This is a genomic window from Arthrobacter sp. T2-23, assembly GCF_055398325.1.
The window spans coordinates 1,673,458-1,700,198 of record NZ_AP027917.1 but is presented as its reverse complement, the minus strand read 5'-3'; the positions used below and the strand labels follow the sequence as shown (position 1 = coordinate 1,700,198).

The 26,741-nt window shown below is 68.2% G+C and carries 27 protein-coding genes and 1 pseudogene; 14 read left to right on the top strand and 14 right to left on the bottom strand.

The features are described from left to right. Nucleotides 1-10 precede the first annotated feature (10 nt). The 4 genes from ACZ5Z0_RS07775 to ACZ5Z0_RS07760 all read right to left on the bottom strand — a co-directional run bounded on the left by ACZ5Z0_RS07775 (nucleotide 11) and on the right by ACZ5Z0_RS07760 (nucleotide 3,787). Nucleotides 11-1,066, bottom strand: a complete 1,056-nt coding sequence (locus ACZ5Z0_RS07775) for a zinc-dependent alcohol dehydrogenase family protein (protein WP_464110607.1) — start codon at nucleotides 1,064-1,066, stop codon at nucleotides 11-13. 66 nt (nucleotides 1,067-1,132) lie between these two features. After that, a complete protein-coding gene (locus ACZ5Z0_RS07770) occupies nucleotides 1,133-2,317 on the bottom strand; it encodes an acetyl-CoA acetyltransferase (protein ID WP_464110606.1) in 1,185 nt (394 codons plus the stop codon). Then, nucleotides 2,314-3,009: a CoA transferase subunit B gene (locus ACZ5Z0_RS07765; RefSeq protein ID WP_464110605.1), complete on the bottom strand. Its 696-nt coding sequence runs from the start codon at nucleotides 3,007-3,009 to the stop codon at nucleotides 2,314-2,316. The genes ACZ5Z0_RS07770 and ACZ5Z0_RS07765 overlap by 4 nt, the downstream gene beginning before the upstream one ends. 46 nt (nucleotides 3,010-3,055) lie before the next feature. After that, the gene (locus ACZ5Z0_RS07760) at nucleotides 3,056-3,787 is read right to left on the bottom strand and encodes a CoA transferase subunit A (protein ID WP_464110604.1); all 732 of its coding nucleotides are present in this window, start codon (nucleotides 3,785-3,787) and stop codon (nucleotides 3,056-3,058) included. A 242-nt stretch (nucleotides 3,788-4,029) separates the two neighbouring features. Here ACZ5Z0_RS07760 and ACZ5Z0_RS07755 point away from each other — a divergent pair, with 242 nt between their 5' ends. Both ACZ5Z0_RS07755 and ACZ5Z0_RS07750 read left to right on the top strand, forming a co-directional pair. After that, the gene (locus ACZ5Z0_RS07755) at nucleotides 4,030-4,803 is read left to right on the top strand and encodes an IclR family transcriptional regulator (protein WP_464110603.1); all 774 of its coding nucleotides are present in this window, start codon (nucleotides 4,030-4,032) and stop codon (nucleotides 4,801-4,803) included. A 282-nt stretch (nucleotides 4,804-5,085) separates the two neighbouring features. After that, entirely contained in the window at nucleotides 5,086-6,051 is a 966-nt protein-coding gene (locus tag ACZ5Z0_RS07750) for a plastocyanin/azurin family copper-binding protein (protein ID WP_464110602.1), read from the top strand. Nucleotides 6,052-6,105: 54 nt separating this feature from the next. Here the strand turns inward: ACZ5Z0_RS07750 and nadE are convergent, their stop codons facing one another. Next, nucleotides 6,106-6,930, bottom strand: a complete 825-nt coding sequence (gene nadE / locus ACZ5Z0_RS07745) for an ammonia-dependent NAD(+) synthetase (protein WP_464110601.1) — start codon at nucleotides 6,928-6,930, stop codon at nucleotides 6,106-6,108. A 127-nt stretch (nucleotides 6,931-7,057) separates the two neighbouring features. Between nadE and ACZ5Z0_RS07740 the strand changes: the two genes are divergently transcribed. Next, nucleotides 7,058-8,311 carry an FAD-dependent oxidoreductase gene (locus ACZ5Z0_RS07740; protein ID WP_464110600.1) on the top strand — a complete coding sequence of 418 codons (1,254 nt, stop codon included), beginning with the start codon at nucleotides 7,058-7,060 and terminating at the stop codon, nucleotides 8,309-8,311. Between the two features lie 77 nt (nucleotides 8,312-8,388). On the opposite strand, the gene ACZ5Z0_RS07735 is transcribed toward ACZ5Z0_RS07740, so the two are convergent. The 5 genes and pseudogenes from ACZ5Z0_RS07735 to acsA form a co-directional block, all read right to left on the bottom strand. Continuing rightward, on the bottom strand, nucleotides 8,389-8,631 hold the full coding sequence (locus ACZ5Z0_RS07735) for a phosphopantetheine-binding protein (RefSeq protein ID WP_138767585.1): 243 nt from the start codon (nucleotides 8,629-8,631) through the stop codon (nucleotides 8,389-8,391). 13 nt (nucleotides 8,632-8,644) lie between these two features. Further along, on the bottom strand, nucleotides 8,645-10,018 hold the full coding sequence (locus ACZ5Z0_RS07730) for a dihydrolipoamide acetyltransferase family protein (protein ID WP_464110599.1): 1,374 nt from the start codon (nucleotides 10,016-10,018) through the stop codon (nucleotides 8,645-8,647). Continuing rightward, a complete protein-coding gene (locus ACZ5Z0_RS07725; RefSeq protein ID WP_464110598.1) occupies nucleotides 10,011-10,991 on the bottom strand; it encodes an alpha-ketoacid dehydrogenase subunit beta in 981 nt (326 codons plus the stop codon). Before ACZ5Z0_RS07725 ends, ACZ5Z0_RS07730 begins: the two co-directional genes overlap by 8 nt. Next, on the bottom strand, nucleotides 10,988-12,007 hold the full coding sequence (pdhA, locus tag ACZ5Z0_RS07720) for a pyruvate dehydrogenase (acetyl-transferring) E1 component subunit alpha (protein ID WP_464110597.1): 1,020 nt from the start codon (nucleotides 12,005-12,007) through the stop codon (nucleotides 10,988-10,990). Before pdhA ends, ACZ5Z0_RS07725 begins: the two co-directional genes overlap by 4 nt. After that, nucleotides 12,004-13,837: pseudogene (gene acsA / locus ACZ5Z0_RS07715) on the bottom strand (acetate--CoA ligase). Before acsA ends, pdhA begins: the two are co-directional and overlap by 4 nt. A 137-nt stretch (nucleotides 13,838-13,974) precedes the next feature. On the opposite strand from acsA, the gene pyrE reads away from it, so the two are divergent. From pyrE to ACZ5Z0_RS07695, 4 genes are all read left to right on the top strand, one after another. After that, on the top strand, nucleotides 13,975-14,559 hold the full coding sequence (gene pyrE, locus ACZ5Z0_RS07710) for an orotate phosphoribosyltransferase (protein ID WP_464110596.1): 585 nt from the start codon (nucleotides 13,975-13,977) through the stop codon (nucleotides 14,557-14,559). Nucleotides 14,560-14,665: 106 nt separating this feature from the next. After that, the gene (locus ACZ5Z0_RS07705) at nucleotides 14,666-15,433 is read left to right on the top strand and encodes a GAF and ANTAR domain-containing protein (RefSeq protein WP_464110595.1); all 768 of its coding nucleotides are present in this window, start codon (nucleotides 14,666-14,668) and stop codon (nucleotides 15,431-15,433) included. Between the two features lie 83 nt (nucleotides 15,434-15,516). Beyond that, on the top strand, nucleotides 15,517-16,068 hold the full coding sequence (locus ACZ5Z0_RS07700; protein WP_464110594.1) for a hypothetical protein: 552 nt from the start codon (nucleotides 15,517-15,519) through the stop codon (nucleotides 16,066-16,068). Between the two features lie 57 nt (nucleotides 16,069-16,125). After that, nucleotides 16,126-17,166, top strand: a complete 1,041-nt coding sequence (locus ACZ5Z0_RS07695; protein WP_464110593.1) for a thioesterase domain-containing protein — start codon at nucleotides 16,126-16,128, stop codon at nucleotides 17,164-17,166. An 18-nt stretch (nucleotides 17,167-17,184) separates the two neighbouring features. Here ACZ5Z0_RS07695 and ACZ5Z0_RS07690 read toward each other — a convergent pair whose 3' ends face one another. Beyond that, the gene (locus ACZ5Z0_RS07690; RefSeq protein ID WP_464110592.1) at nucleotides 17,185-18,051 is read right to left on the bottom strand and encodes an HAD-IIA family hydrolase; all 867 of its coding nucleotides are present in this window, start codon (nucleotides 18,049-18,051) and stop codon (nucleotides 17,185-17,187) included. 52 nt (nucleotides 18,052-18,103) lie between these two features. On the opposite strand from ACZ5Z0_RS07690, the gene ACZ5Z0_RS07685 reads away from it, so the two are divergent. The 3 genes from ACZ5Z0_RS07685 to ACZ5Z0_RS07675 all read left to right on the top strand — a co-directional run bounded on the left by ACZ5Z0_RS07685 (nucleotide 18,104) and on the right by ACZ5Z0_RS07675 (nucleotide 20,400). Next, nucleotides 18,104-18,790: a TrmH family RNA methyltransferase gene (locus tag ACZ5Z0_RS07685; RefSeq protein WP_464110591.1), complete on the top strand. Its 687-nt coding sequence runs from the start codon at nucleotides 18,104-18,106 to the stop codon at nucleotides 18,788-18,790. 162 nt (nucleotides 18,791-18,952) lie between these two features. Beyond that, nucleotides 18,953-19,972 (top strand): class II fructose-bisphosphate aldolase, encoded by a 1,020-nt coding sequence (fbaA, locus tag ACZ5Z0_RS07680; protein WP_138767573.1) that lies wholly within the window; start codon nucleotides 18,953-18,955, stop codon nucleotides 19,970-19,972. A gap of 2 nt (nucleotides 19,973-19,974) precedes the next feature. After that, nucleotides 19,975-20,400 carry a DUF3151 domain-containing protein gene (locus tag ACZ5Z0_RS07675; RefSeq protein WP_464110590.1) on the top strand — a complete coding sequence of 142 codons (426 nt, stop codon included), beginning with the start codon at nucleotides 19,975-19,977 and terminating at the stop codon, nucleotides 20,398-20,400. A gap of 72 nt (nucleotides 20,401-20,472) precedes the next feature. Here ACZ5Z0_RS07675 and ACZ5Z0_RS07670 read toward each other — a convergent pair whose 3' ends face one another. Beyond that, nucleotides 20,473-21,105, bottom strand: coding sequence for a uracil-DNA glycosylase family protein (locus ACZ5Z0_RS07670; RefSeq protein WP_464110589.1), 633 nt, complete (start codon nucleotides 21,103-21,105; stop codon nucleotides 20,473-20,475). 198 nt (nucleotides 21,106-21,303) lie between these two features. Beyond that, complete coding sequence (locus ACZ5Z0_RS07665; protein ID WP_464110588.1) at nucleotides 21,304-22,527, bottom strand: cobalamin-independent methionine synthase II family protein; 1,224 nt, start codon at nucleotides 22,525-22,527, stop codon at nucleotides 21,304-21,306. A gap of 392 nt (nucleotides 22,528-22,919) precedes the next feature. Here ACZ5Z0_RS07665 and ACZ5Z0_RS07660 point away from each other — a divergent pair, with 392 nt between their 5' ends. The 4 genes from ACZ5Z0_RS07660 to ACZ5Z0_RS07645 all read left to right on the top strand — a co-directional run bounded on the left by ACZ5Z0_RS07660 (nucleotide 22,920) and on the right by ACZ5Z0_RS07645 (nucleotide 26,440). After that, nucleotides 22,920-24,209, top strand: a complete 1,290-nt coding sequence (locus tag ACZ5Z0_RS07660; RefSeq protein ID WP_464110587.1) for an adenylosuccinate synthase — start codon at nucleotides 22,920-22,922, stop codon at nucleotides 24,207-24,209. Between the two features lie 367 nt (nucleotides 24,210-24,576). Further along, nucleotides 24,577-25,077, top strand: coding sequence for a hypothetical protein (locus ACZ5Z0_RS07655; RefSeq protein WP_464110586.1), 501 nt, complete (start codon nucleotides 24,577-24,579; stop codon nucleotides 25,075-25,077). A gap of 89 nt (nucleotides 25,078-25,166) precedes the next feature. Beyond that, nucleotides 25,167-25,715, top strand: a complete 549-nt coding sequence (locus tag ACZ5Z0_RS07650; protein WP_464110585.1) for an RNA polymerase sigma factor — start codon at nucleotides 25,167-25,169, stop codon at nucleotides 25,713-25,715. Beyond that, entirely contained in the window at nucleotides 25,712-26,440 is a 729-nt protein-coding gene (locus tag ACZ5Z0_RS07645) for a hypothetical protein (protein ID WP_464110584.1), read from the top strand. Before ACZ5Z0_RS07650 ends, ACZ5Z0_RS07645 begins: the two co-directional genes overlap by 4 nt. On the opposite strand, the gene ACZ5Z0_RS07640 is transcribed toward ACZ5Z0_RS07645, so the two are convergent. Next, the gene (locus tag ACZ5Z0_RS07640) at nucleotides 26,437-26,688 is read right to left on the bottom strand and encodes a hypothetical protein (protein WP_464110583.1); all 252 of its coding nucleotides are present in this window, start codon (nucleotides 26,686-26,688) and stop codon (nucleotides 26,437-26,439) included. The genes ACZ5Z0_RS07645 and ACZ5Z0_RS07640 overlap by 4 nt on opposite strands. Nucleotides 26,689-26,741: the final 53 nt, after the last annotated feature.

The following is a 26,741-nucleotide window of genomic DNA, read 5'->3' as shown; positions in this document are numbered from 1 at the left end:
GACCGCGCGGCTACGGGGTGAGCAGGACCTTGATGGCGCGCCGTTCGTCCATCGCCCGGTAGGCCTCGGGAGCCTCCTCCAGGGGCATCACGACGTCGAACACCCGGCCAGGGTTGATGCTGCCGTCGAGCACGTCGGCCAGCAGCTCCGGGATGTAGGTCCGGGCCGGGGCCATGCCGCCGCCGATCGAGATGTTGGTGTCAAAGAGGTAGCGCAGCGGAATCTCGGCACCGCCCGTGGGCACGCCCACAAAGCCCAGGGCACCGCCCGGGCGGACACTGTGCAGTGCTTGTTCCATGGATTCCTTGGTGCCGACGCATTCCAGGACGGAATCGGCCAGGACCCCGCCGAGCAGTTCGCGGACCTTGGCGACGCCGTCCTCCCCGCGCTCGGCCACGATGTCAGTGGCGCCGAACTCGCGGGCGATGGCCTGCCGGTCGGCGTGCCGGGACATGGCGATGATCCGTTCCGCGCCGAGCCGTTTGGCTGCCAGCACGCCGCAGAGCCCGACGGCGCCGTCGCCGACCACGACCACGGTCCGGCCGGGACCGGCCTTCGCCGCGAGGGCGGCATGGTGGCCGGTGGCCATGACATCGGAGAGGGTCAGCAGGCTGGCGCGGAGGGCGTCGTCGGGATCGGTGACGCCCGGAACCTTGACAAGGGTGGCATCGGCGAGCGGGACCCGGACGGCTTGGCCCTGGCCGCCGTCGATCGCGTGCCCGGCGTCGTCCTTGCCGCCCCAGCCGGCCAGGTGGTCGCAGGCGACGGTGACGCCGTTGAGGCACTGCGGGCACTTGCCGCAGCTGACCACGAACGGCGCGATGACCAGGTCGCCCACGGCCAGCTCGGTCACGGCGTCGCCGACGCTTTCCACGAGGCCGATGAATTCGTGCCCGATCGCGGAGGGCTTGTGGGTGGGTTTGACCCCGCGGTACGGCCACAGGTCTGAGCCGCAGACGCAGGCAGCGGTGACCTTGACGACGGCGTCGGTGGGCTGCTGGACGGTGGGGTAATCGCGGTCTTCGACGCGGATGTCGCCGGGTCCGTGGATGATGGTGGCGCGCATGGGTCTCCTCGCCTGGTGGTGAATGGGGTTGTCATCGAGTCTAGCCCGGGCCCCGCATTGCTAGTCTCAGACGGCTTCGAGCACGCTGACGTAGTTGGCGATGCCGACGCCGCCCATGTTCTGCACCGCGGCACGGCGCGGGGCGGCCAACTGCATGTCCCCGGCGGTGCCGGTGAGCTGCATCGCGGCGATGACGTGCTGCGAGACGCCGGTGGCCCCCACCGGGTGGCCCTTGGCCTTGAGCCCGCCCGAGACGTTGATGGGCAGCCTGCCGTCCTTGAAGACCCAGCCTTCCTTGACCGCGCGGGCGCCCTGGCCCGGTTCGGTCAGGCCCATGGCCTCGTACATCAGCAGTTCGGCGATGGTGAAGCAGTCGTGCACCTCGGCGAAGTCCAGCTCCTCCAGCCCGACGCCGGCCATTGCCAGCGCGCGCTGCCAGGAGGCGCGGGTCGCGGCGAAGGCGGTGGGGTCGCGGCGGTCGGTCGGGAAGAAATCGTTCGCATGGCCGAAACCGGCCAGCCGGACCGGGGCGGTGGCGCCGCCGGTGGGGGCCACGCTGAGGACGACGGCGGCGGCGCCGTCGGAGACGGGCGAGCAGTCGGTGCGGCGCAGCGGGTCGGCGACCATCGGGTTCTTGTCCGAGACCGTCTGGCAGAACTCCTCGCCGAGGTCCTTGCGCAGCTGCGCGTACGGGTTGTCCACGCCGTTGCGGTGGTTCTTCGCCGCGATCGTGCCCAGGATGTCGGACACCGGCCCATAACGCTTCTCGTAGTGCTTGGCCACCTCGGCGAAGAGCCCCGTAAATCCAGTGGTGGAGGGCTTGCCGGCCATGTCGTAGTCCGCGCCGAGCAGGGCGGCGCCAACGACGTCGGCGCCGGCGTGGGTCATCTTCTCCGCGCCGATGACCAGGACGGTCTTCGCGGTGCCGGCCAGCAGCGACTTGGTGCCCTGCTGGAAGGCGGCCGAGCCGGAGGCGCAGGCGTTCTCGACGCGGGTGGACGGGACGTTGGCCAACTGCTCCGAGACCTGCAGGGCGAGGGAGGACGGGAACGCCAGCGGCATCATGCCGGAGTTGAACTGGCCGAGATAGATTTCGTCGATCTGGCCCGGTTCGATCCCTGCGTTGCCGTTCGCCTCGGTGGCGACCTGGACGATCAGGGATTCGAGCGTCTCGTCGGTGAGCTTGCCGAAGCGGCTGTGGCCCCAGCCGGTGAGGAGGACGTCTTTGCCGAACTGGTCCTTGAGGCTCATGCAGTGGCTCCTTCGAGGGCGGCGGAATCGTTGTCCAGTTCGACGGCGAACTCTGCCTCGGTCTTCTCGCGGATCTCCTCCACCGTGACCCCGGGGGCGAGGCGCGTCAGCGTGAGCCGGCGGGCGCCGCCCGCGTCTTCGTCGTTCTTCACGAGGTCAAAGACCGCGAGGTCGCTGATGATCCGGTCCACGCAGCTGAGCCCGGTGAGCGGCAGGGTGCATTCCTTGACGATCTTGGCGGTGCCGTCCTTGGCGTTGTGCTCGGTGAGGACCACGACGCGAGGGGTGCCGGCGACGAGGTCCATCGCGCCGCCCATGCCCTTGACCATCTTGCCGGGGATGGTCCAGTTCGCGAGGTCGCCGGCGCCGGAGACCTGCATGGCGCCCAGGATGGCGACCTTGACGTGGCCGCCGCGGATCATGCCGAAGGAGGTGGCGGAGTCGAAGATGCTGCCGCCGGGCAGGACCGTGACGGTCTGCTTGCCGGCGTTGATCAGGTCCGCGTTCTCTTCGCCCTCGTAGGGGAACGGGCCCATGCCGAGCAGACCGTTCTCGCTCTGCAGCACGACGCGGACACCCTCGCGCAGGTTGTTGGCGACGAGCGTGGGGATGCCGATGCCGAGGTTGACGTAATCGCCGTCGTTGAGTTCTTCGGCCGCGATAGCGGCCATTTCATTCCGGGTCCAAGCCATGATGTTTCTCCTGAAAAGTGTGGGTGGCGGCGGCGGTCAGGCCGGATTAGACGGTGACGGCGGCCGCTTCGGGCGCCTCGGTGCGGGGGCGGACCGTCCGCTGCTCGATGTCCTTGATGCGGTCGCTGGCCTGGACCAGGCGCTGGACGAAGACGCCCGGCGTGACGATGTGGTTGGGGTCCAGCTGGCCGGGTTCGACGATCACCTCGGCTTCGGCCACCGTGACGGCGCCCGCGGTGGCGACCACCGGGTTGAAGTTCTGCGCGGTGTAGCGGTAGATGAGGTTTCCGTCGGTGTCGGCCGTGTGCGCGTGCACCAGGGCGACGTCGGCCTTGATGGCGCGCTCCTGGAGGTAGGTTTCGCCGTCGAACTCCGCGAGCGGCTTGCCTTCGGCGACGAGGGTGCCGACGCCGGTCTTGGTGTAGAAGGCCGGGATGCCGGCACCGCCGGCGCGGAGGCGCTCGGCGAGGGTGCCCTGCGGGGTGAACTCGACTTCCAGCTTGCCGGCGAGGTACTGCTCGGCGAAGAGCTTGTTTTCGCCCACGTAGGAGGCGATGACTTTGCGGACCTGGCCGGCCTCGATCAGCACGCCGAGGCCCTTGCCGTCGACGCCCATGTTGTTGGAGACCACGGTGAGATCCTTGACGCCGGAATCGCGTACCGCCTCGATCAGGTCGGCCGGAATGCCGCTGAGGCCGAAGCCTCCGACGGCGAGTGTCATGCCGTCCCGCAGCACGTCCTGCAACGCGGCGGCCGCGCTGGATTTCACCTTTGACATTTGCATCTCCTCATTGAGCTGATGGTCCCCGGAGGTCGGTGTCCGGGGCCCGCTTCCGCGATCCACGTTGTGGACTGTTTGCCTGATGAAGGAGCCTATGGTGTGGTGTGGAGCACTGTCAACGCCAAAATTCTCCGAAATCCACTGCATTTTTTACAGTGTGGACGCTAGGCTGGACACTGTCCACATTGTGGATGATGCAGTGGATGTTCGGGTAGGTTGATCCGGTAATTGCGAGGAAAATGATGACTGTTCCCGTGCAGGGCGCCCAGGTTGTGAGCCGCGTCGCGGCCCTGTTGAGGATCGTGGGCCGTAAACCGGAAGGCTCCCCGCTCGCGGAGCTGGTCCGCGAATCAGGGCTCACGCGCCCCACCGTGCACCGGCTGCTGACCTCCCTGGCCGCCGAAGGCCTGCTGGACCAGGACCCGCACAGCGGCAACTGGGTGCTCGGCCCGGAGATCCTGCTGATGGGTTCGGTGGCGTCGGCGCGGTTCCCGCTGGAGGACATCGCCCGCCCCAGCCTGCGCCGGCTGGCCGAGGAGACCGGCGAGAGCGCCTTCTTCTCCATCCGCCGTGGCGCCGAGACGGTGTGCCTGCTCCGGGAAGAAGGCAGCTTCCCGGTGCGCTCGTTCGTGCTGCATGAAGGCGTCCGTTTCCCGCTGGGGGTCGCGTCCGCGGGGACCGCCATCATGGCCTTTCTGCCCGCGGCGGAGCAGGAGGAGCTGCTGGCCGGCTGGGCCGGCCACGCGGGCAGTTTCGCGGCCGCGCACACTGAGGACCTGGTCCGCGCGAACCTGGAGGCCACGCGGCAGGCCGGCTACTCGGTCAACCCCGGCCTGGTCCTGGAAGGCAGCTGGGGGATGGGCGCCGCCGTCTTCGACCAACGCGGCCGGCCCGCCTGGGCACTGTCCCTCACCGGAATCGAACCCCGCTTCCGCGAGGACCGCCGCGACTACCTGGGGCGGCTGCTGATGGACGAAGCGCACCGGATCTCCCTGCAGCTGCAGGGCAGCTGAGCCGAACCTGCCGGGACATCTCGACAAACCGGCGCCCGCGGGCCACGATGGGAACTGCAGCCGCGGCTGCATGCGCAGACACTGCGCCTACTCCTTAGTCCGGGTGGCGCGTCTGGCCCAAAAACTACTTCCCCGCCTTGATGCTGGGGGACTGGGAGCAGGAGAAGAGCGCGGCGGACGCAGTCCAGGCCGGAGCCAACCGGCGTCGCCAGCGGCGACGGCGGCGCACTTGACTAGCCGGGTCCCCGGCTGCTTGCCTCCAGCTAAGAAGGAATGAGTCTCATGACTCGCCAAACTGAAATACACCATGCGCCGCGTTTGCTGCGCCTCCTCATTGCTTTCGCGGCCGCCCTGGTGCTGCCGGCCGCCGTCAGCGGCGCCGCCACCGCCGACGGCGGAAAATCAACCCGGACGTGGACGGTCCAGGTCGGTTCCGAATCCTCGGACCAAGCCATCCAGGGGATGGCGTTCCTGCCCGAAAACATCTACGTAAACGCGGGCGACAAGGTCACCTGGCGGGCCAACTCCGCTGAAATCCACACCGTGACGTTCCTCGCCGAGGGCCAGTCCCTGGAATCCACGCAGCCCTTCAACCCCGCGGTTCCGGAGGACGTCAACCAGATGGGCGGCAAGGACTATGACGGACACTCGTATTACAACTCCGGCGTGATGACCAACGTGTCCAACAGCGGGTTCAACCAGGTCAAGAAGTACACCCTGGCGTTCCCGAACGAGGGCGACTTCACCTACTACTGCCTGGTCCACGGCATGGCCATGAAAGGCACGGTCCATGTGCGGGCGGCGGGAACGGAGTACCCGTACCGCCAGTCCCAGTACGACCACCAGGCGGAGAAGCAGGAACGGGCCATCCTGCGCGACGGACACGAGCAGTGGGACGCAGCCCGCGACCAGACGGACAAGCACACCGTGATCGCTGGAACGGATAACGGCACCTCGATGGTGATGCGCTTCATCCACCAGAAGATCGAAGTTCGCGTGGGCGAGTCGGTGACGTTCGTCAACAGCGGCATGGGAGCCCCGCACACCGTCACTTTTGGCAAGGAACCGGCGAATTTCTTTGCCCCGCTCGGCGATCCGACCCAATTCAGCGGAGGGGACCTGAACTCGGGCATCATCCCGCCGCAGAAGAGCTTCAAGGTGACCTTTACCAAGGCTGGTGAGTTCGACTACATCTGCGCCCTGCACGACTTCATGGGCATGAAGGGAACGGTGGAAGTCCGGGAGTGACCGGCTTGCGCACCGGCTGGCGCACCGTCCCGTGACGGTGCCGTTCCCGCGGGGTTACTGCTTCCACCAGGTGTCGAAGATGGTGACCGGGACGGTGCGCTTGTGCCGGGTCCGCAGGTATTTCTGCTCGATCAGCTCGGCCGCGGCGTCGGGGACGTCGCGGCCCTCGAGGTAATCGTCGATGGTGTCGTAGCTCAGGCCGAGTTCGTCCTCGTCGGTGCGGCCGGGCTTGTGGTCCAGCAGGTCCGCCGTCGGCACCTTTTCCCAGACGCGGGCAGGGGCGCCGAGTTCCGAGAGCAGGGCGCGGTTCTGGCGCTTGTTCAGGCCGAACAGCGGGAGGATGTCCGCCCCGCCGTCGCCGTACTTGGTGAAGAAGCCGGTCACGGACTCGGCGCCGTGGTCGGTGCCGATCACAAGATAGTTGTGCTCGCCGGCCAGCGCGTACTGGGCGATCATGCGGGTGCGGGCCTTCGTGTTGCCCTTGTGGAAGTCGGAGATGCCGTTTCCCACGGTCTTCTCGAACTCATCCTCGAAGCCGTCCACCGCCGCGGAGATATTAAAGGTCCATTCCGTCTTGGCCCGCACGAAGTCCAGGGCCGCCTGGGCGTCGTCTTCGTCGTGCTGCACGCCGTAGGGAAGGCGCACGGCCACGAAATTGGCCTCCACCCCCTCGGCGTCGAGCTCCTCGACCGCCAGCTGGGCCAGCCGGCCGGCGAGGGAGGAATCCAGTCCGCCGGAGATGCCGAGGACGAAGCCCTTGGTGTGGCTGGCCTTGAGGTATTCCTTAAGGAACGTGACGCGTTTGCGCACCTCCCCGGCCGGGTCGATCCGGGGCTGCACGCCCATTTCTTCAATGATCTTCGCCTGGAGTTCACGCATGCCTCACAGCCTAGCCAGCAGTGTCAATCAGGCTCAACCGCATCCGCCGTTCCGGCGTCGCGGATTGCGGTCGGTGCGGTGCGAAATACCCTCCCGTTCCAGCCCATTCGAGGCGTAGCGTATGGCCATGGAGAAGACGGGATGCGCGGTGGTGGGCGGCGGCCCGGCCGGCATGATGCTCGGCCTGCTGCTGGCCCGGGCCGGCGTGCAGGTGACGGTCCTGGAGAAACACGCGGACTTCCTGCGCGATTTCCGCGGCGACACCGTGCACCCCTCCACGGTCCGGCTGATCGACGAACTCGGCCTCGGCCAGGAGTTCCGCCAGCTACCGCAGAGCCGACTGAAAAGTGTCGTGTTCCCGGTTCCGGACGGACCGCCGGTGACCATGGGCGACTTTGACGCGCTGCCGCCGCCGTACAACTACATTGCCATGATGCCGCAATGGGACTTTCTGAACTTCCTGGCCCGCGCCGCTGCCGAGGAACCGGGATTCACCTTGCTCATGAGCCACTCGGCCACCGCGCTGATCCGGGACGGAGGCAGGGTCCGCGGCGTCCGCCTGCGCACGCCGGACGGGGCGCAGGCCGATCTGCCGGCGGACCTGGTGGTCGCCACGGACGGACGCCATTCCGTGCTGCGTGCCGCCGCCGGGCTGGCGCCGAAGGAGTTCCCGGTGCCCTTCGACACCTGGTGGTTCCGGCTTCCCCGGCATCCCAACGAAGCCGGCGAGGTGGCCGGACTGGTTCCCGCGTTCGGCCCCGGGGAGGCCCTGGTGGGCCTGACCCGCACCGACTACTACCAGATGGGCTACCTTGCGCCGAAGGGCACCGACGTCCGGATCCGCGCGGAGGGCGTCGAGGGCTTCCGACGCCGGATCGCGGCGCTGCGCCCGGACCTCGCCGACCGCGTTGACGCCATCCGTTCCCTGGATGACCTGCACTGGCTCGACGTTCGCCTGGACCGTTTGCAGTCCTGGCACATCAACGGCCTGCTCTGCATCGGCGACGCCGCGCACGCGATGTCCCCGGCCGGCGGCGTCGGGATCAACCTCGCCGTCCAGGACGCCGTGGCGGCGGCCGAACTGCTGGCGCCCGCCCTGCTCCGGGGCCGGGTCAGCACCGCAGACCTGCGACGCGTCGAACGACGGCGGCGGCCACCCACCGTCGTTGTGCAGACCGCGCAGCGGCTCATGCACCGGGCCGTCTTCGGCCCCATCATGGAAGGGAAACGGACAAAGTTTCCGGCCGCCGCCCTCTTCGTGGCCCGGCGCGTTCCCGCGGTCCGCAGAATTATTCCGCGGCTCATCGGCTTCGGGCCGCGACCCGAACACGCTCCGGCGTTCGCGCGGCGCATCGGGGCCGCGCCGCAGCCCCAGCCGTAGCTCCCCGGCCCCGTCGATTGCTCCGAAACCGCCCTGTTGGACCCCCGAAACGGCAGTTTAGGAGCAGCGGATGCGCCTCAGCCGTGCGCGGCGAGGTAGCTGATCAGGCCGTCGACGGTAGCGACGGCGGGGTAGTCCCGCTCCGGGATGTCGACGCCGGTGGCCGTGTCAATGGTTTCCACCAGCCGCAGGAAGTCCAGCGAGTCGAGGTCAAGGTCCTGGCGGAGCCGGGAATCGCCGCCGACGTCGTCCAACTCCACGTCGGGAGCGACCTTCCCGAGCGCGGCACGTACCGCGGCCCGGGCATCCTGTTCGTTCATGGTGTCTCCGTTTTCACAGTTCGTCGGGTTTTTGCAGCAGCTCGTCGATGCGGGCCAGGAAGCGGCCGCCGCGCAGCCCGTCGCTGACCCGGTGGTCGGCGGACAGGGTGGCGATTGCGGCGGCCCGGACGCCCAGCATTCCGTGTTCCGCCCAGGGCTGTTCCAGGACCCGGCCGAAGCCCACCATGGCCACCTGCGGCGGATAGATCACGCCGTAAACGCTGTCCACACCGAGGTCACCGAGGTTGGTTACCGTGATGGTCGGGTCCGCCATCTCCGCGCGTTGCAGCCGTCCGGCCCGCGCGCGGCTGACCAGGTCCCGCAGTTGTTCCATCAGCACATCGAGGGGCAGGGTGTCGGCGTCGTGGATTGCCGGTGCCACCAGCCCGCCCTGGCGCAGGGCCACCGCGACGCCCAGATGCACCGCGGCGCTGGGCCGGTACGCGCCGTCCAGGTAAAAGCCGTTGACCTCCGGGACGTCCTTGGCCGCGAGCGCCGCCGCCTTGAGCAGCAGGGCGGACGGGACGAGCCTGGCGGCCACCGGGCGCTGGGCGTTGACGGACTGCATCCAGCCGACGGCGGCGCGCAGGTCGAGGGTGGTGCTGAGGTAATAGTGCGGGATGGTCTGCTTGGAACGGGACATCAGCGCCCCGATGGCCCGGCGCAGCGTCGCCACGCGCTCGCGGGCCGCTGAGGGCTGCTCCTCCGGCGGTGCGGGCTCGGCGCGGGGCGCGGCGGTTTCCGCGGGGACTGCGGCTTCCGGTGCGGGCTCGGCCTGAGCGCCCGCAGGGACGCTTCCCCCGGCGGGGGGCCCAGCGGCGCGCTGCACATCCTCCACGGTCACGGCACCCTCCGGTCCGGTGCCGGAAACGGAAGAGAGCTCGACGCCGAGTTCGGCGGCGAGCCGCCGGGCGCGCGGCGAGGAGCGTACCCGTCCGGCTTCCGGGGGCCGCGCCGCCACTGCGTGTTCCACGTCGGCGCGGGTGATGGCGCCGCCCCTGCCGGTGCCGTGGATCCGTCCGGTGTCGACGCCGAGCCGGTGCGCCAGGTGCCGAACCGGCGGCGCGGCCGGGGGAGCCGGCGCGGCCGGGGGAGCCTGCGCGGCCGGCGGGCGGGGCGGCGGCTCAGGGCTGGGGGGCCCGACCTCGGCCGGGGTCTGCGTGATCCGCGCCAGCGGAGTCCCCACCGGCACGGTCTCGCCAATCTCCACGAGCAGGTCGGCGACCACACCCTCCTGGAACGATTCGACGTCCATCACGGTTTTGTCGGTGTCCACCACGGCCACGAGGTCCCCGCGCCGGACGTAGTCGCCCGGTTTGACCAGCCACTCGACGATTTTGCCGTGCTCCATGTCGGCCCCGAGCGAGGGCATCAGGAAATCAGCCACGCGCCCCGACCGCCTCCCGCGCCGCAGCGACGACCCGGTCCGCGGAAGGCAGGGCGGCCAGTTCGAGGTGCTTGGAGTAGGGGATCGGCACCTCGGCGCTGCAGACCCTGCCGACGGGCGCGTCCAACTCGAAGAAGGCGTGTTCGCTGATCCGGGCACTGATTTCGGCGGAGATACTGCCACTGCGCCAGCCCTCATCCACCACCACCGCGCGGTGGGTCCTGGTCACCGAGGAGACGATGGCGTCGTCGTCGAGCGGCCGGAGCGTGCGCAGATCCAGCACCTCGGCGTCGATGCCCTCAGCGGCGAGCCGCTCGGCCGCCTCAAGCGTGAGGGGGAGGGTCCCGCCGTAGGTGATGAGGGAGACGTCGGCCCCGGGGCGCCGGATGGCGGCGCTGGTGATGTCCACCGCGCCGGCGTCGTCGGCGAGTTCACCCGGGACGTTGTAGAGCGAGCCGTGTTCGAAGATCAGCACCGGGTCCGGGTCCTGCAGCGCGGTCCACAGCATCCCGCGCGCGTCCTCGAGGGTGGCGGGGGTGAGGATCCGCAGCCCGGGGATGTGCGCGTACCAGCCCTCCAGGCTGTGCGAGTGCTGGGCCCCGAGCTGGCGGCCGGCTCCGGTGGTCATCCGGATCACCAGCGGCACGTTGAACTGGCCGCCGGACATGTGCAGCAGCGACGCGGCGTTGTTCACGATTTGGTCCAGGGCCAGGAGGCTGAAGTTGACGGTCATGACCTCCACGATCGGGCGCATCCCGCCGAGCGCGGCGCCGATGCCGGCACCGACGAACCCGGATTCGGAGAGCGGGGTGTCGCGGATCCGCTCCGGCCCGAACTCCTCCAGCAGGCCCAGGCTCACGGCGAAGGAACCGCCGTAGGCGCCCACGTCCTCGCCCATCAGGAAGACCCGGTCGTCGCGTTGCAGGGCGTCGCGGATTCCGGCTCGGAGCGCCTCCCGGTAGCTGGATTTCATGTCCCGGGCACCTCCTCCCGGGTGCCGGGTTCGCTGTACACGAAGCGGGTAAGGTCCTCGAGCGGTTCGGGCGTGCCCGCCTCCGCGAACTCGACGCCGGCGGCGACCTCGGCCTCGGCATCGGCCTGCAGTTGCTGCCAGTCCGCGTCCGTGAGCTGGCCGGCGTCCGTCAGCGATGTGCGCAGCAGCGTGATCGGGTCCCGTTCGAGCCAGCGCGCGACCTCGGCCTTGTCCCGGTACCGCTCCGGATCGAACATCGAGTGGGCGCGGAAGCGGTAGGTGCGCAGTTCAAGGAAGTGCGGTCCGCCGCCTGCCCGCACCGCGTCCACGGCGCGCCGGGCGGTTTCTTCGACGGCCAGCACGTCCATCCCGTCCACCGCCCAGGCCGCGATCTCGTACCCGGCGGCCTTCAGGGCGATGTCGGTCTGCGATTCGGACCGGCCCAGCGCCGTGCCCATCGCGTAGAGGTTGTTTTCGCAGCAGAACAGCACCGGAAGCTGCCAGAGGGCCGCCAGGTTGAGGCTTTCATGGAACTCACCCTCCGCGACGGCCCCCTCGCCGAAGAAGCACACGGTCACGCGGGAACGCCCGGAGAGTTTGTCCGCCAGCGCCAGCCCGACGGCGAGCGGCAGGCCGCCGGCGACGATCGCGTTGCCGCCGTAAAACCGGGTGGCGGCGTCGAACAGGTGCATGGAGCCGCCGCGTCCGCGGCAGCAGCCCTCGACGTGGCCGTACATTTCGGCGAGGATTGCGCCGGCGGAAACACCCCGCAGCAGTGCGTGACCGTGCTCCCGGTAGGTGGCGACGACGGCGTCCTCCGGGGCGAGTGTTTCCACCACCCCGGCCGCCACCGCCTCCTCGCCGATGTAGACGTGCAGGAAGCCCCGGATCTTGGCGGCGCTGTACAACTCGACGCACTTCTCCTCGAGCCTGCGGACCCGCAGCATCTGCAGCAGCAGGTGCCGGCCGTGCACGGGGTCCAGGGGAACGGCGGGCGGCGCCAGCGGCCCGCTCATTCCGGGCCCCCCGGCTGACGCTCCGGCGCCGGGGCCTCGATGGTGGACGTGTCGCCCTCCGGCAGCCCCAGTTCGCGGGCCTTCAGCAGCCGGCGGAGGATCTTCCCGCTGCGGGTCTTGGGCAGTGCCGTGGTGAAATCCAGGAGCCGGGGCGCCACGGCGGGGCCCAGCCGCTTGCGCGCGAAACCGATGATGTCCAGCCGCAGTTCCTCGGACGGTTCCCGGCCGGGGCGCAGCTCCACGAAGGCCTTGACGACCTCGCCAGCCACCGGATCGGGGACGCCGATCACCCCCGCCTCGGCGACGGCCTCGTGCTCCATCAGCGAGCTTTCCACCTCGAACGGGCCGATCAGATGGCCGGAGGACTTGATGACGTCGTCGCCCCGGCCCACGAACCAGTAATAACCGTCGGCGTCGCGTTTGGCGAGGTCGCCGGTGAGATACCAGCCGCCCACGAAACACCGCCGGTAGCGCTCCTCCTCGTGCAGGTAGCCGCGGAACATCGAGGGCCAGCCGGGCCGCAGTGCCAGCTCGCCCATCGTGTCCGGCTCGGTGACCAGCACCGCCTGGCCCTCGCGGACCACGGGCTTGTCCTGTTCGTCCCGCGCCACCAGGGCGGCGTCGATGCCGGGCAGCGGCCGCCCCATGGACCCCGGACGGATCTCGGTGGCCGCAAAATTGGAAATCATGATGCCGCCGGTTTCGGTCTGCCACCAGTTGTCATGGACCGGCTGGCCGAAAGCGTCCCGACCCCACACCACCACCTCCGGGTTGAGCGGTTCCCCGACGCTGGCCACGAAGCGCAGGGCGGACAGGTCGTGCCCGCTGGCGTGTTCCGCGCCGGCTTTCATCAGCATCCGCAGGGCCGTGGGGGCGGTGTACCAGACGCTGACGTGCTGTTCGGCAAGGATCCGGTACCAGCGGTCCGCGTCCATTTCTTCCTCGTCCACAATGCTCGTCACGCCGTGGCTGAGGGGGGGCGATCACGCCGTAGGACGTCCCGGTCACCCAGCCTGGGTCCGCGGTGCACCAGTAGATGTCGTCCGGATGCAGGTCCAGGGCGAAGGTGCCGGTCGCGTGGTGCGCGGTGACGGCGTCGTGCACGTGGATGGCGCCCTTCGGCGTCCCGGTGGTGCCGGACGTGAAGTGCAGCAGGGACATGTCTTCCGGCTGGGTCGCGGCAATCTCACGGTCCGCCGGGGCCGCCTGGATGAGCGCGGCCAGGTCCAGGGTGCCGGGCTCCGGGTCGCCGTCGGCGTCGGTGAGCAGGACGTGAAGCAGCTCCGGGAGCGAGTCGCGCAGCTGCGCCACCTTCCGCCGGTACAGGGCCCGGGTGGTGACGAGCGCCCGGCCGGAGCCGAGCCGCAACCGCTGACGCACGGGTTCCGGTCCGAAGGCCGAGAACAGGGGACAGAACACGCTCGCGTTTTTGAAGGTGCCGAGCATCGCGATGTAGAGCGAGGGGCTGCGGCCCGCGAGGGAGAAGACGCGCTCGCCGCGCCCGACGCCGAGGCTGTGCAGCACCGCGGCAAACCGGCTGCTTTGCTCCGCCAGCTGCGCGTAACTCAGCGAGTGGCTGGTCCCGTCGGCCCGGATGAAGCGCAGGGCCTCCCGTCCGCCGTGGCCGGCGGCGGCATGCCGGTCCGCAGCCTCGTAGGCGATGTTCAGTCCCCGGCCGTCGGGCAGCCCGGAGAGCTCCCGGCGGGCCTCCTGCCACGAGAACGCGGCGCGGCTCGCCTCATAATCCACCAGGTTGGGCCGGACCCGGAAGCTTCCGGTTTCCTTGGGGATCGCGGGCCAACGGGTGGAAGGTTCGGTTCCTGCCGTCATGCTTACATCGGACGCCCGCCCCGGGCCGACTGCCAGTGCCGGAAGTCCCGTGCCGTGCGTCCCGGCCAGGACCAAGGCTCCGACATCCGGCGTCCGGACTGGGATCCGGCCCTCCGCCTGCCACTAAACTAAGTGCCATGACTGCCACCCGTGACTTTGCAGCCGACGCCGCTGCCGCCCGTGCCCGCCTCCTGGAACTGATCAAGGAGTTGGCCGTCGTCCGCGGCAAGGTCATTCTCTCCAGCGGCGCCGAGGCCGACTACTACATCGACCTGCGGCGCATCACGCTGCACCACGAGGCCTCCAAGCTCGTCGGCCAGGTCATGCTGTCGCTGATGGACAACGCCGGCATCGACTTCGAGTGCGCCGGCGGACTCACGATGGGCGCCGACCCGGTGGGCACCGCCGTGATGCACGCCGCCGTCGACGCCGGCCGCCCGGTGGATGCCTTCGTCGTCCGCAAGGCCCAGAAGTCCTACGGCATGGGCCGCCAGGTCGAAGGCCCCTCGGTGGAGGGCCGCAAGGTCCTGGTGCTGGAGGACACGTCCACCACGGGCGGCTCGGCGCTGACCGCCGTCGAGGGAGTCCGCAGGGCCGGCGGCAACGTCGTGGCCGTGGCCGTGATCGTGGACCGCGACACGGGCGCCAAAGAAAAGATCGAAGCCGAAGCCGGCGTCCCCTACCTGTTCGCCTTCGGCAAGGACGAACTGGGCCTGGGCTAGGCATTTCACCCGGGGCGGACACGTATGGACCGTGCTATGGGGGTGACTTATCATTTCTTAAATACCCCCATCGGTACTTCCCGTACCCATAGTTGGAGAACGCGCTATGCTCCCGCCCCAGGAATACCCTGCTTCCGTCAGCACCGTTGACCAGGTCCAGAACCTCATCCTCGACAGCACCGACTTCGAAGAGTTCCTTAACGAACTCGCGCGTTTTTCCGCGCACCAAGTCGCCGGCGAGGGCGACGACGCCCTTTGCGGGATCACCTTGCTCCGGGACCGGAAGGCAGCGACGATCGGCTGGAGCAGCGACTCGGCCCGGGAAGTGGACGAAATCCAGTACCGGCTGGCCCAGGGGCCGTGCCTGACGGCGGCGCAGGAAGAGCGCGAAGTCTACGTCCCTGACCTGTTCGAGGAAGACCGCTGGGGCCCTGACTACGCCACCGCCGTGGCCTCACACGGACTGCGCTCGGTCCTCTCCGTGCCTTTTCACCTGCAGGGTGAAGCCCAGGCAGCGCTGAACCTGTACTCCGACGCGCCCCACAAGTTCGACGGCGACGTTGCGGACCGGGCGCGCGACTACACCCGGCAGATCTCCCAGGCGCTGCGCATGGCGGTGCGCTTTTCCCTGCACACGGACAGCGCCACCAACCTCCGGGCCACGCTGGAGTCCCGCACGGTCATCGACATGGCCATCGGCATCGTGATGGCTCAAAACCGCTGCAGCCAGGAAACGGCCGTCCAGATCCTCACGGACGCGTCGAGCCACGGCAACGTGAAGCTGCGCGACATCGCCACCTCGCTCGTGGAGTCCGTCGGCGGCTCGGCGACCCGGACGCATTTCCAGGAACCGGGACGGCAGGCAGCCGGCTAATAGGGGACTTGTGCCCTACCCTTCCTGCCGTTACGCTGAATGAGGTTGAGCCGTCGGCCATAGACACTTTCTTTGGAGTACCTATGGACCCCTCGCTTAACGCCCAGGTCAAACTCGATGTCGCACTGGATGTCATCCGGATTGATGTCCGGGGCCGGCTCAGCCAAGCGTCCCGCCCGGCCCTGATGCAGCTCATCCAGCGCATCCGCCGCATGGGAATCAGCTCACACATCCGCGTTGACCTCGCCAACGCCGAGTTCGTCGAATCAGCCGCCCTTGCCGGCCTGCGCAATGACCTCAACGCCATTGACAGCGGGTCGGGCCAGCACGAAGTTGCCGGCGCCATGACCGTCGCGGCCGGAATTTCGCTGGAACTGCAGATGTTCGGCAGCGACTTCGGGAAGGTGTTCCAGCCGCTGGACGTCTCCGGAGATTTCGTGGCCTCCATCGACCCTTCCGGAACCCGGCCGCTGGCGCGCTACTCCGACGACGAACTGCTGGCCGCGAGCGACTGCGTCTTCGGCAAGCTCGATGACCCGGCCAGCGGAGCGCCCTCCGAACTTCTGGCCCGGTACGACGACATCACTCTGGAGCTGTCCCGGCGCGAAGTCGGCCGCGAGTCCGAACCCGCCTAACCGGCCGTATGATCCGCGCGTTTCTGCTCCACCTGCCTCTGAGGCTACGGTAAAGGTGTGCCGCGTGAGACGGAAGCGAACGACGGACGCGGACCCGGCAGCGCCGAGGCCCGCGTCCTCCGGCACGCCGCGGAACTCGAACGGTTCTCGCGGCGGAACTTCCTCGTAGGCGCCGGTGCCGCCTGTGTCCTGGCCGCGGACATGCTGTTCACGCGGCGCGTGCAGGCCGAACGACGGATCAACAAGATCCTCACGGTTCCCGACGACGTCGCCGAACGCTACTTCCCCCGCGCCGGCTGGTTCCTTTTCCCCGGTTATAAGACCAGCTGGGAGGAGGCGCAGTGGATCCTCAACTCGCTGCGCGGCTCCTTGAACAAGCGCGGCCAACTGGCCGCCGTCGGCTATTCCAACGTCGGTCTGGAAATCGACAAGATCGTGATCGCCGTCATTGAGCACGTCCGCGCGCACCGGCTGGACACGCTCTACTTCTACGGCCACAGTTTCGGCGGCATGGTCGCGGTGCAAGTTGCTGCCCGGTTGCTGGAACTGCACGGGGTCAAGGTGGCGTTCATCCTGCTCGACTCCAGTCCGTCGAGCAGGTACGACGTCCTGGACCAGAGCTGGTTCGAGGGTGTGGTGTTCCTCTACGAGAGCGGCTTCCGGTTCCCCACGGTGCTTCGCGGCGGCTACGAACTCGGTGAGCGGGTACTCAACAAGCACGAGCGGAGCTGGGGCCAGATTCTGGACCAGACCCTGGAACAGCTCTCGCCGATCGCGCCGTCCAGCGTGCTGATCCAGACAGAATCGGCCTACATCTACCACTTTGACCTGAACCGCTTCGTCGGCAAGCTGGGCGACGCGAAGATGGCCTTTATCGGCAACCCCAGGGATCAGACCGTGAGCTACGAAACGGCCCGGGACACCTGGATGTTGAGGTTCAAGCCGAACATGGTCTCGGATTCGCTGCGGACGGACGGGGCGCGGCCGGAGCACGCCAGCCCGCAGTGGAACCCCGGGGTCTACCGGCCGCTCATCGAGCAGCTCCTGGACGAGTTTTTCCCGCTGCCCACCGGCGGGGGCAAGAAGACCGCCTTCTAGCTGCCCGCGGAGCTAGCCCTAGATCTGGTTCTTCAGGTCCGCGACCGAGTTCAGGACCTGGTTGGGCCGGAACGGGTAGGCCGCGATGTCGTCCTTGTGCGTGATGCCGCTGAGCACCAGCACCGTGTGCAGCCCGGCTTCCATACCGGCAATGATGTCGGTGTCCATCCGGTCCCCGATCATGGCGGTGGTCTCAGAATGCGCGTCGATCTGGTTCATCGCCGAGCGGAACATCATCGGGTTCGGTTTGCCCACAATGTAGGGTTCCCGGCCGGTCGCCTTGGTGATGAGCGCGGCGATCGCGCCGGTGGCGGGCATCGGCCCGTCCTTGGAGGGGCCGGTGGCGTCCGGGTTGGTGGCGATGAAGCGCGCGCCGCCGAGGATCAGGCGGATGGCCATGGTGATGGCCTCGAAGGAGTAGGTCCGGGTTTCGCCGAGCACCACGAAGTCGGGGTCCTGGTCGGTGAGGATAAAGCCCGCCTCGTGCAGCGCCGTCGTCAGCCCGGCCTCGCCGATCGTATAGGCGCGGTTGCCCGATTCCGAGCCGCGCACCTGGTCCTTGAGGAACTGCGCCGTGGCCAAGGCCGAGGTCCAGATGTTCTCCTCCGGGATTTCCAGACCCGAACTCTTCAGCCTCGCGGCGAGGTCCCGGGGCGTGAAGATGGAGTTGTTGGTGAGGACCAGGAACCGCTTGGAGGTGTCCACCCAGCGCTGGATGAGTTCCGAGGCGCCCGGGATCGGCTGGTTTTCGTGGACCAGCACGCCGTCCATGTCCGTCAGCCAGCACTCGATCTCCTGGCCGCTGCGGTACACCGAGGAGGTGGACGGCACCTCGTCGGAGTCTGATCGCTGGTCCGTGCCGTGGTCTTCGTGCTGATCCGCCATGGTGCCCTCCGCCAATAGTGTGCCGCAACAGGACCCAGTCTACTGTTGACTAGTGACCGAACCCGAGACTCCCAGCGAACCTCCTGCCGGTACCCCGGCCGCTCCGGACGGCGAGGCGGAGCCCAAGGCGGAGGTCGGCGTCGGCCCCTGGCAGGGACCGTGGCCGCAGGGCGAGCACTGGGACCCGGACCTGCTCGCCGACGGCGACCGCCGCAACGTGCTGGACAAGTACCGCTATTGGAAGCACGAGGCAATCGTGGCCGAACTGGATTCGCGGCGCCACAACTTTCACGTAGCGATCGAAAACTGGCAGCACGACCTGAACATCGGCACGGTCGTCCGCACCGCGAACGCGTTCCTGGCCAAGGAAGTCCACATCATCGGGCGGCGCCGGTGGAACCGCCGCGGGGCCATGGTCACCGACCGCTACCAGCACGTCCGCCACCACCCCACCGTCGAGGACTTTGTCGCCTGGGCCCAGGACGAGGGGCTGGCCGTGATCGGCATCGACATCTTCCCCGATTCCGTCCCGCTGGAAACCTACGAGCTGCCCCGGGACTGCGTGCTGGTCTTCGGCCAGGAGGGCCCGGGCCTCACGCCGGAAGTCCATGCGGCCGCCGTCGCGACGCTCTCGATCGAGCAGTTCGGGTCCACGCGCTCGATCAACGCGGCCTCCGCCGCCGCCATTGCGATGCACGCCTGGATCCGCCGGCACGTGTTCGGCCAGATACCGGGGTAGCCGGCAACGCGCGAAGTGCCTTCTCGGCGAGAGATAGTGTTACAGCCCCGGCGTGACAGGAACCACTGCCGTGGCGCAGGAATGGCTAGGATGGGTCGTAGCCGACGAGGTTCACTCCAGGGTCAACCCAGCCCGCAGACGAAATTCACTTTAGGAGTCAGCATGCCCATTGCAACCCCAGAGATCTACTCCGAGATGATCGACCGCGCAAAGACGGGCGGCTTCGCGTTCCCAGCCGTCAACGTCACCTCCTCCCAAACCCTGAACGCCGCTCTCCGCGGCTTCGCCGAGGCCGAGTCCGACGGCATCGTCCAGGTCTCCACCGGCGGCGCAGCTTACTGGTCCGGCGCCTCCACCAAGGACATGGTGGCCGGCTCCCTGGGCTTCGCCGCTTTCGCCCGGGAGGTCGCCAAGAACTACGGTGTCAACATCGCCCTGCACACGGACCACTGCCCGAAGGACAAGCTGGACGGCTTCGTCCTGCCTCTGCTCGCCGCCTCCGAGGCCGAGGTCAAGGCCGGCCGCAACCCGCTCTTCAACTCGCACATGTGGGACGGTTCCGCCGAGACGCTGCAGGAGAACCTGCGGATCGCACGTGAACTGCTCGAGCGCACCGCCGCAGCCAAGATGATCCTCGAGGTCGAGATCGGCACCGTCGGCGGCGAAGAGGACGGCGTCGAGAACGCCATCAACGACAAGCTCTACACCACGGTCGAGGACGCCCTCGCCACCATCGACGCCCTCGGTTCCGGCGAGAACGGCCGCTACATCACGGCCCTGACCTTCGGCAACGTGCACGGTGTGTACAAGCCGGGCGGCGTGAAGCTGCGTCCGGAGATCCTCAAGGACATCCAGGAGCAGGTCGGCGCCAAGATCGGCAAGACCAGCCCCTTCGACCTCGTCTTCCACGGCGGCTCCGGCTCCTCCGAACAGGAAATCGCGGACGCCGTCTCCTACGGCGTGATCAAGATGAACATCGACACCGACACCCAGTACGCCTACACCCGTCCGGTCGCGGACCACATGTTCCGCAACTACGACGGCGTCCTGAAGGTCGACGGCGAGGTCGGCAACAAGAAGCAGTACGACCCCCGCGTCTGGGGCGCCGCCGCCGAAGCCGGCCTGGCGGCCCGCGTGGTCGAGGCAGCCCAGCAGCTCGGCTCCACCGGAAAGACGTTCTAACCGTGTCCGACGAGTTCCGCAAGAACCTGATGGGCCCCGAGCCCACGCTCCTGCCCGCCGAGACCGAGGTCAACGCCGGGCTGGACGCGGGCCACGAGGCGCTGGACCTGGTGGAGAAGCACCCGACGTCCTCGCTGCTCTGGGCCGTGCTGGCCGAGGAAGCGTGGAAGGAAGGCCGGACCATCGACTCGTACGCCTACGCCCGGGTCGGCTACCACCGCGGCCTGGACTCGCTGCGCCGCAACGGCTGGCGCGGCGCCGGCCCGATCCCGTGGGAACACGAACCGAACCGCGGCTTCCTCCGCGCCCTGTACTCGCTGGGCCGGGCCTCCGCGGCGATCGGCGAGGCCGAGGAACCGGAGCGGATCGAGAAGTTCCTCAAGGATTCCGATCCCACGGCCAAGGAGGCCATCGAGGCGCAGGCCTGACCCGGTACAAGGGTTAAACGACGACGGCGGGCTCCCACCTCAAGGTGGGAGCCCGCCGTCGTTGTGTTGGAACTAGCTGGCCTTGGCCAATCCGGTGCGTGCCATGGCGTCGGCGTAGGCGACGCGCATTTCCTCGAGGTACTGCTCTTGGCGGGCCGGGGTGCCGGCGAAGGCGCGGCCGCTGAGCGAACGGACCTTGTAGGTCTTCAGGCCGCGGCGCCAGATCATCGGCACCTCCGTCTTGAGCAGCAGGTTGGCGAGGCGGTTGGCCTCGGTGCCGTGGGCCACGATCACGGATGCGCGCGGGACCAGGGCAAGGAACTTCAGCAAGGGCTTGAGCCCAGCCGAGATCTGGTCCGGGGTGAACTTGCCGTTGGGTTCGCCGTCGACGTGCCACGGGTGGACGTTCCACGGCATAACAAATTCGGGGCGCAGGGCCAGCTTCCACTGGATGCCGAGCATGCGGGTGGCGGCTTCCTCGTCGCCGGCGGTGATGAAGCCGGACGGATCCGCAGTACCAATGTTGGAGTACAGGCTGACGATGCGGCACTCGTCGATGTCGTGCGCGGGATCCACATACGGGACGGTGGTGCCAGCTTTGGCGGTCTGCAGTGCGTCGCACAATTCGTTGACGGGCGCGACGTTAGCTTCGTAACGGCGGCTCAGGAGCTGTTCGCGGAAATTTTCAGTGGCCAGGGCTGTCATGTCTTGCTGGGTCTCCTGCGGGATTGGTAAAGCAACCAGACCGGTTGCGGGCACGCCAAAGAGAGGGCGCGCAGCGGCCGGTGTGGTGTGAAAATGTGGTGTGGACCGATTCCTGTTCGGTCTTTACCAGTCTATCAAGCCCCGCGAAATGCCCGGCGAGTCGGGCCGGGATGCCCGGGCCCGGCCCGGCCGGCCGGGCTACCAGAGCCGCTTGCTGGCGCGCCGGGCGCCCTCGCCGAGGGCCTCAAGCTTGGCGTAGGCGATCTGCGGATGGACCCGGCCGCCGAGGCCGCAGTCGGTGGACGCAATCACATTTTCGCGGCCCACGAGTTCGGCCAAGCGCACGATCCGGTCCGCGACCAGGTCCGGGTGCTCCACCACGTTGGTGGCGTGCGAGACGACGCCGGGGATGATCGACTTGCCCTCCGGAAGCTTGGTGTCCTGCCAGACCCGCCACTCGTGTTCGTGCCGCACGTTGGCCGCCTCGAAGGAGTACGCGCCGGCGTTGACCTGCAGGACGGAGCCGATGATGTCCGCGAAGGGGATGTCCGTGGTGTGCGGGCCGTGCCAGGAGCCCCAGCAGACGTGCAGCCGGATCTGCTCCTGCGGCAGGTCTCGGAGGGCCCAGTTCGTCGCTTCGACCCGGAGCTGGATGAACTTCAGGTAGTCCTCGAGGCTCGGCTCCGGGTTGATCTGGTCCCAGCTCTCGGCCAGCGACGGGTCGTCGAGCTGGACCGTCAGGCCGGCGTCGATGATGGCCTTGTATTCCTCGCGCATCGCGTCGGCGCAGGCGTAGAGGAGTTCCTCGTCGCTCCGGTAGTACTCGTTGGCCACCCGGGCGCAGGACCCGGGGGAGAGGGAGGCAACGAACCCCTCGGTGAGGCCGGCCGCGGCCAGCCCGGTCTTCAGGTTGGCGATGTCCGAGGCCACAAGCGCCTGCCCGGTGTACGTCAGCGGCCCCGCGATCTTCGGCTGCGTGACGGCCTTGCGGTGGGCCAGGATCCCGGAAGAGGGGTCGTTGTACGCGTCGTTGAACTGCTGCCGGTCGCGGCGGTCCGGGAAAGAGGTCAGGACAATGTGTCCCGGCGTGGACCGGTGCACCTGGGCGTCGGCCCAGCGGTCCACCTCCGTAGGTTCGAGCCCGCCGAGCCGCGAGAAGGAGTAGTTCCACCAGGCGCCGTAGTCGACCGAGCTGGACATGGTGTGCCCGTACTCGCCGTCGTTGGGGATGTCGATACCCAGGTCCTTTTGGCGCTGCACGACGTCGACCACGGAAGTCTCCAGCAGGTCCAGGAACTCGGGGGTGATCCCGTCTGCTTCCTTGGCCTCGTTCGCGGCGATCAGTTCCGGGGTGCGGGGCAACGAGCCGGCATGCGTGACCCGGATGTGGTCGGTGTTCTGGGACGGCGTGCTCAGGGACATGGCGAGGATTCCTTCCATCGGTCCTGGCAGTAGCACCGTGGCCGGTCACGGCGGCCGCGGAAGGCGGCCCGTGTCCGGCGGGGTTGCTGCGGCGTCAACGGGCCAGGTCCCTCGGCCGCTCGGGATGGTCCCTCCCACTAAATTCCACCCGGGCACCGTCCCGCAAGTCATGCCCGCTATGTGGCGCCGCGTCCCACAACCGGCGCCAAAACGGTGCCGGTGACCGTTTTCGGCTAAACTTGGGTGGTAAGAGCCCCGGACTCTGGCGTTGATGTCGTAGTGGTACTGAGCACAGCGGTAGATTCGGGGCATTCTCATGAACGGCGCTGAATTCCGGTGACCACCCTGGTGAATCACACGGATTTCGGCCCGAACGAATGGGGGAGGATCCCATGCCAGCAATCGTGATCGTCGGAGCCCAATGGGGCGACGAAGGCAAAGGTAAGGCCACTGACCTGCTCGGCGGCCGAGTCGACTATGTTGTCAAGCCCAACGGCGGCAACAACGCCGGCCACACCGTCGTCGTGGGCGGTGAGAAGTATGAGCTGAAGCTCCTTCCGGCCGGCATCCTGAGCCCCAACGCGGTCCCGGTGATCGGCAACGGCTGCGTGGTGAACCTCGAGGCCCTGTTCCAGGAGATCGACGGTCTCGAAGCACGCGGCGCGGACACCTCCAAGCTGCGCGTCTCCGCCAACGCCCACCTCGTGGCGCCCTACCACCAGGTCCTGGACAAGGTCACCGAACGGTTCCTGGGCAGCCGCGCCATCGGCACCACCGGCCGCGGCATCGGTCCGGCCTACATGGACAAGGTGGCCCGCCTGGGCATCCGTGTGCAGGACGTCTTCGACGCGTCCATCCTCCGCCAGAAGGTTGAGGGCTCGCTGCGGCAGAAGAACGAACTGCTGGTCAAGGTCTATAACCGCCGCGACATCGAGGTGGACGAGATCGTGAACTACTTCCTGTCCTTCGCCGAACGCCTGCGTCCGCTGGTCATCGACAGCACCTTCGTGCTGAACAAGGCGCTGGACGAGGGCAAGGTTGTCCTGATGGAGGGCGGCCAGGCCACCTTCCTGGATGTGGACCACGGCACCTACCCGTTTGTGACCTCGTCCAACCCGACCGCCGGCGGCGCCTCCGTGGGCTCGGGCATCGGCCCCACCCGGATCTCGCGCTCCATCGGCATCATCAAGGCCTACACCACGCGCGTCGGCGCGGGACCGTTCCCCACCGAACTGTTCGATGAGATGGGCCTGTACCTGCAGAAGACCGGCGGCGAGTTCGGCGTCAACACCGGCCGGCCGCGCCGCTGCGGCTGGTACGACGCCGTCCTGGCCCGCCACGCCTCCCGCGTGAACGGCTTCACCGACTACTTCGTTACCAAGCTGGACGTGCTCACCGGCATCGAGCAGATCCCTGTCTGCGTGGCTTACGACGTTGACGGCGTCCGGCACGACGAGATGCCGATGACCCAGACCGAGTTCCACCATGCCAAGCCCATCTTCGAGTACTTCGAAGGTTGGACCGAGGACATCACCGGCGCCCGCACGCTGGAGGACCTGCCGGAGAACGCCCGGAACTACGTGCTGGCCCTGGAGAAGCTCTCCGGTACCCGTTTCTCCGCGATTGGCGTCGGCCCCGACCGCGACCAGACGATCGTGGTCAACGACCTGATCCTTGATTAGTACCGGCTAACGGTTCCGCAGCATACGACGACGGCGGCGGGTCACCTGGAAAGGTGGCCCGCCGCCGTCGTCGTTAAATAAAGAAAAAGAAAGCTCGATCCCTGCGTAACCTTTTCGCATGCCGCAGCGATTACTCCTTTGAAAGCGTCGCCCGGAACCTGGTCCCCCCACCAGCAACGGCCGGCCTTGTCAGAGAAAGCTCCGAGCGGTGCCTGCCCCCATCAGGCGCCACGGACTTCGAGAGAAAGTTCCGACGGGCACCTGCCCCCATCAGGTGCCGACAGGACTTCGACTGTAAGTGCCGGCTGGCGCCTGCCCCCATCAGGCGCCGGCCAGCCTTCAACCAACCAAAGGATGTACGTTTTTCATGAAGAGTGTTAGCAAGACCACAAAGATTGCTGTCGGCGCCGCTATTCTCGCGGTCGGAGCCTTCTCCGGAATCGGCCTGGCCAACGCGGCCCAGATGTCCAGCACCCAGCAGGCTGAAGTGAACCACGCTACGCCCGCCGCCCCTGCCGTTCCGGCCGTTCCGGCTGTTCCGGCAACCCCGAAACTGCCCGCCACCCCGGCTGTTCCGGCCGTGCCCGCAACCCCGAACGTTGACGGCTCCGCCAAGGGCGACGCCGCCGTTGAGGGCTCCGAGGGTTCGGTTTCCGCTGACAAAGACGGCGCCAGTGTCAACGGCAACGCCGGTGCCAACGAGGACGGCGCCAGTGTCAACGGCAACGCCGGTGCCAACGAGGACGGCGCCAATGTCAACGGCAACGCCGGTGCCGAGGGCGCTGCCGGTGCCGCGCATGCCGATACCCGGCTGAACGTTGCTGGCCCGGCGAAGCCGTCGGCAGAGCTGCCCAAGCTCAACAAGTAAGCACCAAACGCCTCCCTTTCGGAGGTGTCGGGGTGCGGCCGCTAGACTATCGGGGGCCGCACCCCAAGCAGTAACGGAAGGAAAGCCTCTTGGCAGACCAGCTGAGCGATGACGAACTGTCGGCAGCCTTAGCTGGCGACCCGTCAGGATTCAGCGCCGTCTACACCGTGATGTCACCCGCGGTGCTGGGCTACTTCCGGGCCAAGGGCGTTGACGATGCCGAGGCCCTGACCCAGGACGTGTTCGTGGACGTCCTGCCGAAACTGGAAAATGTCACCGGCGGCCACAAAGGCTTGCGGACGTTCGTTTTCTCCGTCGCCCACGCCAGGCTGGTTGACCACCACCGGCGATCAGAGCGAACGCCGCACTTGGCCGAATACGACCCTTTGAACGACGCCAGGCATTCCGCCTCGGCCGAGGACGAGGCTCTCGGTTCGCTGGGCGGACTGTCCCAAACGCTTTCCCAGCTCAACGAGGAGCAACGGGAAGTCCTAGTCCTGCGGATCGTCGCAGATCTCTCCATCGATCAGGTGGCCGGCATCATGGGCAAGACCCCGGGTGCGATCAAACAGCTTCAGCGGCGCGGGCTCAGTGCCCTGCGCGAACTTGTAACCGAAAAGGACCACGCAGCATCATGACCGGCACGCGCAACCCCCAAAAGGATGGCAGCATCCAGGCGATGCTCCGTGACTCCGGCCTCGAAGCTGCCACCGAACTCCGCAGCACCCTCGAGCGGATGCAGGCCCTGGTTCCGGAGCAGGCACCGGCGCCCCGCGCCGACCTCGCGGCGCTCCTCGCCGCAGGCTCGCCAGCCCAAGCGGACGCGACCGCGGACTCCCTGCCGGCGGACTCCCTGCCGGCAGGCGTGAGCAGCCTCGCCGAACGCCGCCGCGGCCGCAAGCGTCGGATGGCGCTCGTCGGCGGGGCCGTCGTGGGTGCCATGAGCCTCGGCGTCGGCGCCGTGGCCGCCTCCAGCCAGGACTTCCGCGAGGACGTCGGCCAGGCTTTCACCGTCATTTTCCAGCCCGCGGCACCTGCCCCGGTTCCTGCGCCCACCGCGCCCGCGCCCACGGATCTCCCCGCGGCTCCCGTGCCGGTTCCGGCAATCACCTCCCCGCACAGTACGACTCCGGCGGAGCCCTCCCCGGCGGCAACCGTGCCGGCGCCGAAGCACCCAGGCCCCGTTCCCACGCCTCCCGCAGTGGGACGCGGGGGTGTGCTGCCGACGCCGGGACAGCGCCCCGTGGTCCCCGGCCAGGACGGCCAGAACGGCCGCAACACTCCCAGCAGCCCGCTGCCGACCGTCCCGTCGGTTCCCGATCTGCCGCCGACGTCGTCCGACTTGCCGGAGCGGAACTACTAGGCACCGCGCAGTTGCGGGATCGCTGCGCGGTACTCGTGGTGGGCTAGGTTCAGGCTGAGCGCCTGCGGAATCCCGAACCAGCCGCTCTCCGTGTGCTCCCCAGGCGCGCCGTTGGACGGCACGCCGTCCCAGTCCGTGATGGCCCAGGCCTGCAGCTGCAGTGAAGCGGGCCCGCCGTCGCCCCTGCTGAGTTGGAACGACGGCGAGCCTCGGGGCCGCTCGATGGTGATGCCGAGCTCCTGCGGCACAGCAGAATTCCCGCAGGGCCGAGCAGGGCGGCCACTACCACGCGGTGTGTCAT